The following is a 9,181-nucleotide window of genomic DNA, read 5'->3' as shown; positions in this document are numbered from 1 at the left end:
AGTTGCCTTCGGCTGCTCTCCCGTTGCTCGTCTCGGGAGGACTCAGACTCTCACTGGTTGGTTTCATGTATGTGCACGCGCACGAGTGGCGCTTTGCAAGCGCCATGCCGGGGCGTGGCGGCTTTCAGCCGCGGGGTTGAGACGACCTCTCCCATCCGCTCCGAAATGACACTCGCTGCCCGCCACCCCGCGCGGTCAGGAGACCGCTCCGCCCTGATATGGCGCTTGGAAAGCGCCACTCCTCACAAACCCGGATACGCGGCGCCGAGGTCGATCGAGTCGCCCTGGCGGTCGAGCTCGGCGACGAGCTGCCCGAACAGATCGCTGGCGATTTTCTGGCCTTCCGCCGTGGCGATCAGGTCGTTTCGTTCGTCCGGGTCCTTGGTGAGATCGAAGACGCGGGCGACCTTGGCCTCGGGATAGAGAATCAGCTTCTTCCCGTCCCGGGTGATCATGCGCTGATGGCTGCGATAGGCGCCGAAGACCTGCTTCCGCGGCGTCCCCTTCCCTTCCAGCAGCGGCAGCACGGACTGGAAATCGACGTCCTCGGGAATCTCCGCCCCGGCCAGTTGGAGGAAGGTCGGCATCACGTCCTGAAGGTAGATCGGGGCGGCGAGCTGTTTGCCTTTCGGCACACCGGGGCCCGCAAGGATGAAGGGCACCCGCACCGAATGGTCATACATGTTCTGCTTCCCCATCAGGCCGTGCTCGCCGCAACCGAGGCCATGGTCGGCGGTGAAACAGATCACGGTGTTGTCGGCATCGGGGCTCTGCGCCAGCCCCTCGAGGATGCGCCCGACCTGGGCATCCATGTGGCTGACGATCGCGTAGTACTCGCGGCGGTGGGTCTTGACGGCAAACTCGGTGCGCGGTGACGGGGCCAGCTTCTCATCGCGAAGGCTCTGGGGGGCCGCCATCGGATCGCGATAAGGATAAACCGGCAGGAAGTTCGCCGGCGTCTTCATGCGCTCGAGCGGGTAGAGGTCGAGGAACTCCTGCGGCATCTGGCGCGGATCGTGGGGGGCGTTGAAGGCGAGATACATGAACCACGGCCGTTCGTCCTCGGAGTCGATGAAGACCTGGTAATCGTCGACGATCACCTCGCTCCAGTGCTTTCCTCCCTTCCAGAAGCCCCCGATCGAACGGTCGGTCGGGTCCCACGGGTCGGGCTGGCCTTCGACCGGGCGCTCGTAGGCGGCCTTGACCGAGCCGGGCATGCCGGGACGGATGTTCCGGACCTCGTCGAAGATCTGCTCGGGTTTCATCTGGACGTGCCACTTGCCGGAGAAGCAGGTGCGGTAACCGGCGGCGGAAAGCTGCTGCGACCAGCTGCGGCCCTTGTCGGCGAAGTCGCGCTTGAGGGTCTTCTCGGCCGCCTGCACGCGCCACAGCTGATAGCCGGTGTTGAGCATCGTGCGGCTGGCGACGCAGACCGCCCCGTGCCAGCCGCCGGAGTTGTAGGCGTGGGTGAAAACGGTGCCCTGCTCGACGAGCCGGTCGAGATTCGGCGTGTCGATGTCCTCCTCGGATAGCGCGTCGATCGCCTTCCAGGTCATGTCATCGGCGAAGATGAAAAGCAGGTTCGGCTTGTCAGCGGCACCGGCGAAAGCCAGCGCGGCGAAGAAGGCGGCAAGTGTGCGGAGCATGCGGGATGCTAACGCCCATGCGGACCGTGGCAATGCTTTCGGGGAGTGGGTGGAGTGGCGCTTTCCACCTGTCCTCCGAAGCCTTGGCGAAGGGGGAAGCGCCATATCAGGGCCGGGCGGTCTCCTGACCGCGCGGTGGAGCGAAGGTGATCGCTTGACCTTTGAAGCCTGACCTGCCGGCCCGCCGTCCACCGCGGCTGAAAGCCGCCGCGCCCCGTCATGGCGCTTGGAAAGCGCCACTCCCCAACCCGCGCTTGGCGGGCCGACCGCAGTGCGCTATCCCGCGGGCATGGACGGATTCCGACTGGATGGCAAAGTGGCATGGGTGACCGGCTCAAGCCGGGGCCTCGGCCGGGTGATCGCCGAGGAACTGGCCGCCGCCGGGGCGCGGGTGGCGGTGAATTGCTTCTCACGCAGGGATGCCGCCGAGGCCGTGGTCGCGGGCATCCAGGAAAAGCGCGGCGAGGCGATGGTGGTGGCGGGCGATGCCATGGACGCCGGCGAAATCGACCGCATGGCGGGCGAGATCGAGGCCACATGGGGCGGTGTGGACATCCTGGTCGTCAACGCGACCCCCGACCAGCCGATGAAGGAGATCGCCGACTACCGCTGGAAGGATTATGAGGCGATGCTCGATGCTTTCGTGAAGAGCCCCTTCCTGCTGGCTCAGCGGTTGCTTCCCTCGATGCTCGAGCGCGGCAGGGGTCGGCTGGTGAACATCACCAGCGAGGTCTATCACGGTTCGGTGCCGCAGTTTTCCGCCTACGTCGCCGCCAAGGGCGGCCAGATCGGATGGAGTCGTTCGATGGCGGTGGAGCTCGCGCCCCACGGGATCACGGTGAACACCGTCGCGCCGGGTTGGATCCCGGTGGAGCGTCACGCGAACGATCCCCAGGAAGCCAAGGACGCCTACCTCGAGACCATCCCCGCCGGCCGCTGGGGAAGGCCGGAGGATGTCGCCGGGGCGGTGCGCTATTTCGCCAGCGATGCGGCGGCCTTCGTGACCGGCCAGACCCTTTGCGTCAACGGCGGGCGGACGCCTTGGTGAGGAGGGCTTCCAGACTGCGGTGATTCATCACCGCTCTGGCGAAGCATTTCCATGCGAGACCGGGTGCCCGTGAAGTTCCGCCAATGGCTTGGCGCGGCGATGGATCGCCTGCCGAGAGCGGTGATGAATCACCGCAGTCTGGATCCAATCCCTCAAGCAATCAACTCGTGGATCGGCTCGGCGCCTTCGACGCCGACGAGCTTGTGGTCGAGCCCGCCGTAGAAGTAGGTGAGGGCATTCGGATCGAGGCCCATCTGGTGGAGGATGGTGGCGTGGAGGTGCTTGACCTGAACGCGGTCCTTGACCGCCTCGGCCCCGAGTTCGTCGGTCTCGCCGAAGCTGATGCCGCCCTTGATTCCACCCCCGGCGATCCACTGGGTGAAGCCGTAGGAGTTGTGGTCGCGACCGGTGCCCTTGGCATACTCGGCGGTCGGCTGGCGCCCGAACTCGCCGCCCCAGACGACCAGCGTCTCGTCGAGCAGCCCCCGCTGCTTGAGGTCCTTGAGCAGGCCGGCGATCGGCTTGTCGGTGTTGCCGGCGTGGTGCTCGTGGTTCTTCACCAGGTCGCCGTGGGCGTCCCAGTTGGCGTCGTTGTGGGCACCGCCCGAGTAGATCTGGATGAAGCGCACGCCGCGCTCGACGAGGCGCCGCGCGAGGATGCACTTGCGCGCGAAGTCGTCGGTGCGTGGCTCGTCCATCCCGTAGAGGCTCTTGATGTGCTTCGGTTCGCTGTCGACATCGATCGCCTCGGGCGCGGTCGCCTGCATCCGGTAGGCGAGTTCGTAGGAGGCAATGCGCGCGGCGAGGTCGGAGTTGTGCTCGCGCCCCTTCAGGTGGCCGCGGTTGATGTCGCCGACGAAGTCGAGCAGCGAGCGCTGCTGGACCCGGTCCATGCCATGCTGGTTCGAGAGGTTGAGGATGGGGCTGCCCTGCGAACGGAAGACCACGCCCTGGTAGGACGCCGGCATGAAACCTGACGACCAGTTCTTGGCACCGGAAATCGGGCCGCCGGTCTTGTCGAGCATGACGACGTAGCCGGGCAGGTTCTCGTTGAGCGAGCCGAGGCCGTAGTTGACCCACGATCCCAGCGACGGCTTGCCCGAGATGAGCGAGCCGGAATTCATCATCAGCATCGCCGAACCGTGGATCGGCGAATCGGCGGTCATCGAATGGACGAAGGCGATGTCGTCGACGCAGTCGCCGACGTGCGGGAACAGGGTCGAGACCGGCTTGCCGCACTCGCCGCGCGGACTGAACTCCCACTTCGGACCGACCACCCGGCCCTCGTTCTTCTTGCCGCCGCGGCCGAAGGTCTTGACCGGAATGGTCTTGCCGTCGAGCGGGTAGAGCTTGGGCTTGTAGTCGAAGGTGTCGATGTGGCTCGGTCCGCCATACATGAACAGGAAGATGACCGCCTTGGCCTTGGCCGGGAGCTGCGGCTCGCGGGGCGCGAGCGGGTTCTCGAACCCGGCGAGTTCGTCGGCGAAGGCACGGTCGCGCGAGAGCATGCCGGCAAGGGCAAGCGAGGTGAAACCGCCACCAAGCTGGTGGATGAACTCGCGGCGGCGAACGCGGTTGCAGAAGTCACGCATGGAAACAGAGGGTAAGCGGAAAGCGGGAGGCGGCAAAGACGAAGATCAGTCGACGAAGACGAACTCGTTGAGATTGAGGGCGGCGAGGCAGAAGCGGTCGAGCGCGGTGGCTTCGTCGAGATCATGGTCGCGACGAAGCGCTTCCATGAAGGCCAGCGAGCGCTCGATTTCCGAGGGCGAGGCCGGACGACTGAGGAGCAGCTCGAAGGCCCGCATGACCTGGGCGCGGGAGTCGCCGGGACACTCGCGGCGCAGTCTTTCGGCGAGCACCCGGGCGCTGTCGTTGGTGAAGTCGCTGTGAAGCATCGCCAGCGCCTGGGTGGGAACCGTGGTGGTGAAGCGGACCGGGCACGAGTTGTCGACGTCGTTGAAGTCGAAGTCGGTGAATATCGAGGGCATGAGCGAGCGCTTCACCTTGACGAAGATGCTGCGGCGGTTGGCCTGGTCGGGCGGGCTCTTGCCCCACTTCGCCCCCTTGGTCGATGAGGTCGCGAGCACTTCCGCCGGCAGCTCGGGATAAACCGACGGGCCGCCCATCTGGAGATTGAGCTGACCGGTGGCCGCAAGGATGGAATCGCGGATCTCCTCGGCCGTGAGCCGTCTTGGATTGCCGCGCCAGAAACCGTCGTTGGCCGGATCCTTGGCGGCGGCCGGCTCGTGGGAGGACGAGGCCATGCGGTAGGCGCGCGACGTGAGCAGGAGCCGGTGCATTTCCTTCACGCTCCAGCCGCGGCGGACGAACTCGGTCGCCAGCCAGTCGAGCAACTCGGGATGGGTCGGCGCCATGCCGAGAAAGCCGAAGTCGTTGGGGGTCGGCGACAGGCCGCGACCAAAGTGGTGCTGCCAGATGCGGTTGACCATCACCCGGGCGGTGCGCGGATGGTCGGGGCGCGCGAGCCATTTCGCGAGGGCGAGGCGGCGCCCGCTCGACTCGACACCTTCCGGCTTCTCGATGACGGCATCCCCCCCGCCCCAGATCAGCGGGAAACCGGGCGTCACCTCGTCGCCGGGTGCATGCACACTGCCACGGATATGCACACGGGTCGGAGGCACCTCGGGTCGTTCCTTTACGGCCAGCACCGGCATCTGCCGACGCGCCGCGTCGCCTTCCAGACCGGCGAGGGTCTGGCGCAGTTTCTCATACTCACGCACCTGATCCGGAGGCAGGCCGGCCAGCGGCACCAGCTCATCCATCGCCATCCCCCCGGCCTCGATCCCGAGGTCGAAGAACTGCCCGCCGCCCGTCTGCCAGACGCGGGCGGCGATGACATTGCGCCCGGTCTGCAGCGCACCAATAAATTCCTCCGACGCCTCGATCCGGAGGTAGGCCCGACTGTAGCCGTCGAGTTCCAGCACCGGCCGACCATTCAGATACAGCTCCAGCGCCTCGTCGTGATAAACGTGCAGAACCGCCCGCTTCGGGATCTCCTCGAGGCCGAAGGTCGTCTGCAGCCAGATCTCCGGACCGTCCCAGCGGGTCTTGCCCCTGGCTCCCGGGACCTCGGTGCCGAAGCCCGCAAGACCTTCCTTCCACCCGGCCAGCTCGGCGCGGAAACCCACCGACGACCAGTCCTCGGGCGGCGCTTTCGTCGTGTAGTGCCAGCGCCACGGTTCGCGCCGGGCGTCGGTGACGAGAAACTTCGTCCCGGCGGCGGCGCCCTCCGGCTTGTTGGCGGAAAGCTTCATCGCGCGCTCCTCGATCCGGGACAGCTTCTCGCGGACCTCCCGTTTGCGGCGCTCGAGTTCCTGCTCGTCGGCGGGCGAGCGTTCTCCGGTGGGTGCCTCGACCATCACCACACTCGCCTTTCCCCTCTCCATCGGCGTGATCCCGCGCAGGAAACTGACGAAGCGGTAGTAGTCCGACTGCGGAATGGGATCGCCCTTGTGGTCGTGACAGCGCGCGCAGCCCACCGTCATCGCCATGAACCCCTCGGTGATCACCCGCACGTTGTCGTCGATCACATCGAACTCGTACTGCTCCTTGTCGGCCGGCTCGTCGTCCCACTGCATCAGGCGGTGGAAACCGGTGGCGGTGATCGACTCGGCGTCCCGGTCGGGCAGCTCGTCGCCGGCGAGCTGCTCCATCAGGAACCGGTCATAGGGCTTGTCCTTGTTGAAGGCATCGATCACCCAGTCGCGGTAGCGCCAGACCTGGGGTTTGTCGGCATCGCGCTCGAAGCCGTTCGACTCGGCGTAGCGCACCACGTCGAGCCAGTGCCTCGCCCATTTCACCCCGTAGTGCGGCGACGCCAGCAGTCGCTCGATTTCCCGCTCCCAGGCATCGGGCGCGGGATCGGCGACGAAGCGCTCGATCTCGGCCAGGGTCGGAGGCAACCCGGTCAGGTCATAGGAAAGCCGGCGCAGCAAGGTCGCGCGATCCGCTTCGGGCGCGGGCTGAAGTCCCTTCCCGGCAAGCCCGTGGAAGATGAAGGCATCGACCGGATGGGCGCCCCAGCCGGCGTCCTCCACCTGCGGCACCTCGCCGCGCTCCATCGGCCGGTATGACCAATGGTTGAGAGTTGTCTCGTTGACCTCGGTCACCCCCGCCAGCGGGTCGTGTACCTCGACGAGGCGGTTGGCGTCCTCCGGAGTCCACGGGGCACCCATGCCGATCCACTTGCGGATCGCCGCGATCTCCCCGTCCGGCAATTTGCCCCGGGGTGGCATCTCAAGGTCCTCGTCCTCGTAGGAAAGCACCTTGAGCAGCAGGCTGGCGTCGGGATTCTCCAGGTCGATCGCCGGACCATGATCGCCCCCGAGCAGCAGGCCCTTGCGGCTGATGAGTTGCAGCCCGCCGCGGACCTTGACCTCGCCGCGGGAGTCGGTGCCGCCGTGGCACTTGAAGCAGTTCTCCTCGAGAATGGGCCGGACCTCTCCCCTGAAAAATGCCACCCCCGGATCCTCCGCCAGGGCCGGCACGGACGCGGCAGCGGCCAGGCCAAGGAGTGGCAATCGGGCGAAAAGGCTCATGGTGAAGCGGCTTTCTACGACATCGGTCCGCCAAAGCTATCTTTCAAGCTGGATGTTCCAACGGGGGCGGCGATCAGGCTGCCGGGTTTTCCCCTTGCCAAAAAATCGAGTGGGGTCTAGACCTCCGCCCCGTCCCGCAAGGAGACCCATGGGTAGGTGGCCGAGTGGTTAAAGGCGGCAGACTGTAAATCTGCTCTCGTATGAGTACGCTGGTTCGAATCCAGCCCTGCCCACCAGCCTCCGCCCGGGCTTCGATGAGGCCCGGGCGGAGGCTGGTGCCGCGCCGGAAGCGAAGCGGAGGCGGGCTGGTATGAAGCACCCCGGGACTACGGCTCGGCAAGCCAGCCTGAACGAACAGCGTCATCCAAGAAGGATACACTACACCTACGTTCTTCAAAGTGAGTCGAACCCGGAGCGACACTACATCGGACCCACGGCGGACCTGAAGACCCGTCTTGGCGAACACAACCGCGGCGGATGCCCCCATACCGCCAAATACCGGCCGTGGCTGATCAAGGGTTACTTCGCATTCCAATCGAAGGAGGTCGCCCAGCGGTTCGAGCGATACCTGAAATCGGGATCAGGCCGCGAGTTCGCGCGCAGGCATTTCGAGTAGCCCCGTCGCCCCGGGCTTCGAAGAGGCCCGGGCGAAGGCTGGCGGGTATCACCGCGCGGGCCGGTAGTGCGAACCCCGACCCTTGCCGTGAAGCTCCGCCACGCCGGCCTGGACCAATTCTCCAAACTTGCCCTTCAAGGTATGGCGGTTTGCTCCGGTGGCCTCCGCAGCCTCGGCGACCGACAAGGCACCGCGCTCGCGAAGCAGGCCGGCAAGGCGTTCGGCAAGTGGCGAAAGGCCGGTTGGCTCCCCGATTCGCGGGCCGAGCTTTTCCCGGAGCCGGTCCACCTGAGTATGCATCGAGCGCAGGAAAAACAGGATCCACGGTTCCCAGTCGGCGTCATTGCTGCCTAGGGTCGTCTGGGTCCGCCGCAGCGCGAGGTAGTAGGCCTCCTTGTTGTGTTCGATTACGCTCTCCAGCGAGCTGCACGAGACGAAGCTGTAGCCGCTGCGGAGCAGCAGCAGGTTGGTCAGCGCGCGGGATAGCCGTCCGTTCCCGTCCTGGAAGGGATGGATCGCAAGGAACACCACGTTGAAAACGGCGATTCGCAGCAGCGGGTGCAGCACCGGCTCGCGTTCTTCTCCGGCCAGCCACTCGAACAGCTCCTGCATCAGCCGCGGGGTATCGAATGGGGTTGCGGTCTCGAAGACGATGCCGATCTGCTGGCCATCCGGGCCGATGGCTGCGACATGGTTCGGCAGGGTCTTCCACCCGCCGCGGTGCCTCTCGTCCTTGCTGCTGTAGCGAAGCAGGTCCCGATGAAGCTGGAGGACGACACCCTCGGTCACCGGCATGTCCGCCCACGACGCCTGGATTGTCTCCATCACGTGGGCGTATCCGGCGACCTCCTCCTCGTCGCGGGAACGGAACGACTCCGACTGAAGTTTGCCGAGTAACGCCTCGACCTCGCGATCGCTGAGCCTCGCTCCCTCGATCCGGGTGGAGGATCCAATGCTCTCGATGGTCGCCACCCGGCGCAGTGAGGTCAGCCTCTCGGGCTGGATGTTCTCAACGACCCGCCACTCCCCTTTGAATTCGTCGATCGACGCGATCAGGCGGAGAATTTCGTTGGAGGGCTGGAAGCGGGGAGGGAGCATCGGATGGCGGGCATCCTACCTCCATTTACATCCAATTCCATCCATTTATTCTCCAATTCCATCCATTTCAACCCATCACCGAGCAGCCCCCACGGTTTATCCCGGAGAAAGCTCCATGAAGGCTAAGACCATGCGGATCGGACCTTGATCCTCGGCGGAAAGATTCCAGCCCAGCGCATGCTCCGAGCGTAGCCCCATACAAACACCCCGC

The 9,181-nt window shown here is 65.7% G+C and carries 6 protein-coding genes and 1 tRNA gene; 3 read left to right on the top strand and 4 right to left on the bottom strand.

Translation table 11 applies throughout. The features are described from left to right. Positions 1-242 precede the first annotated feature (242 nt). Positions 243-1,646, bottom strand: a complete 1,404-nt coding sequence (locus ACG2LG_RS11400; protein WP_396259087.1) for a sulfatase-like hydrolase/transferase — start codon at positions 1,644-1,646, stop codon at positions 243-245. 289 nt (positions 1,647-1,935) lie between these two features. Here ACG2LG_RS11400 and ACG2LG_RS11395 point away from each other — a divergent pair, with 289 nt between their 5' ends. Further along, the gene (locus ACG2LG_RS11395) at positions 1,936-2,694 is read left to right on the top strand and encodes an SDR family NAD(P)-dependent oxidoreductase (protein WP_396259085.1); all 759 of its coding nucleotides are present in this window, start codon (positions 1,936-1,938) and stop codon (positions 2,692-2,694) included. A 152-nt stretch (positions 2,695-2,846) separates the two neighbouring features. On the opposite strand, the gene ACG2LG_RS11390 is transcribed toward ACG2LG_RS11395, so the two are convergent. Beyond that, positions 2,847-4,286, bottom strand: coding sequence for a DUF1501 domain-containing protein (locus tag ACG2LG_RS11390; protein ID WP_396259083.1), 1,440 nt, complete (start codon positions 4,284-4,286; stop codon positions 2,847-2,849). A gap of 45 nt (positions 4,287-4,331) precedes the next feature. Next, a complete protein-coding gene (locus ACG2LG_RS11385) occupies positions 4,332-7,256 on the bottom strand; it encodes a PSD1 and planctomycete cytochrome C domain-containing protein (protein WP_396259081.1) in 2,925 nt (974 codons plus the stop codon). A 150-nt stretch (positions 7,257-7,406) separates the two neighbouring features. On the opposite strand from ACG2LG_RS11385, the gene ACG2LG_RS11380 reads away from it, so the two are divergent. Continuing rightward, positions 7,407-7,492 (top strand) — tRNA-Tyr (locus ACG2LG_RS11380). 74 nt (positions 7,493-7,566) lie between these two features. Then, the gene (locus ACG2LG_RS11375) at positions 7,567-7,872 is read left to right on the top strand and encodes a GIY-YIG nuclease family protein (RefSeq protein ID WP_396259080.1); all 306 of its coding nucleotides are present in this window, start codon (positions 7,567-7,569) and stop codon (positions 7,870-7,872) included. Positions 7,873-7,920: 48 nt separating this feature from the next. Here the strand turns inward: ACG2LG_RS11375 and ACG2LG_RS11370 are convergent, their stop codons facing one another. Next, entirely contained in the window at positions 7,921-8,970 is a 1,050-nt protein-coding gene (locus ACG2LG_RS11370; protein ID WP_396259079.1) for a Fic family protein, read from the bottom strand. Positions 8,971-9,181 lie beyond the last annotated feature (211 nt).

It is taken from the genome of Haloferula sp. A504, from assembly GCF_044385805.1.
GTDB lineage: Bacteria > Verrucomicrobiota > Verrucomicrobiia > Verrucomicrobiales > Akkermansiaceae > Haloferula.
This window is presented reverse-complemented; position numbering and strand designations above follow the sequence as displayed.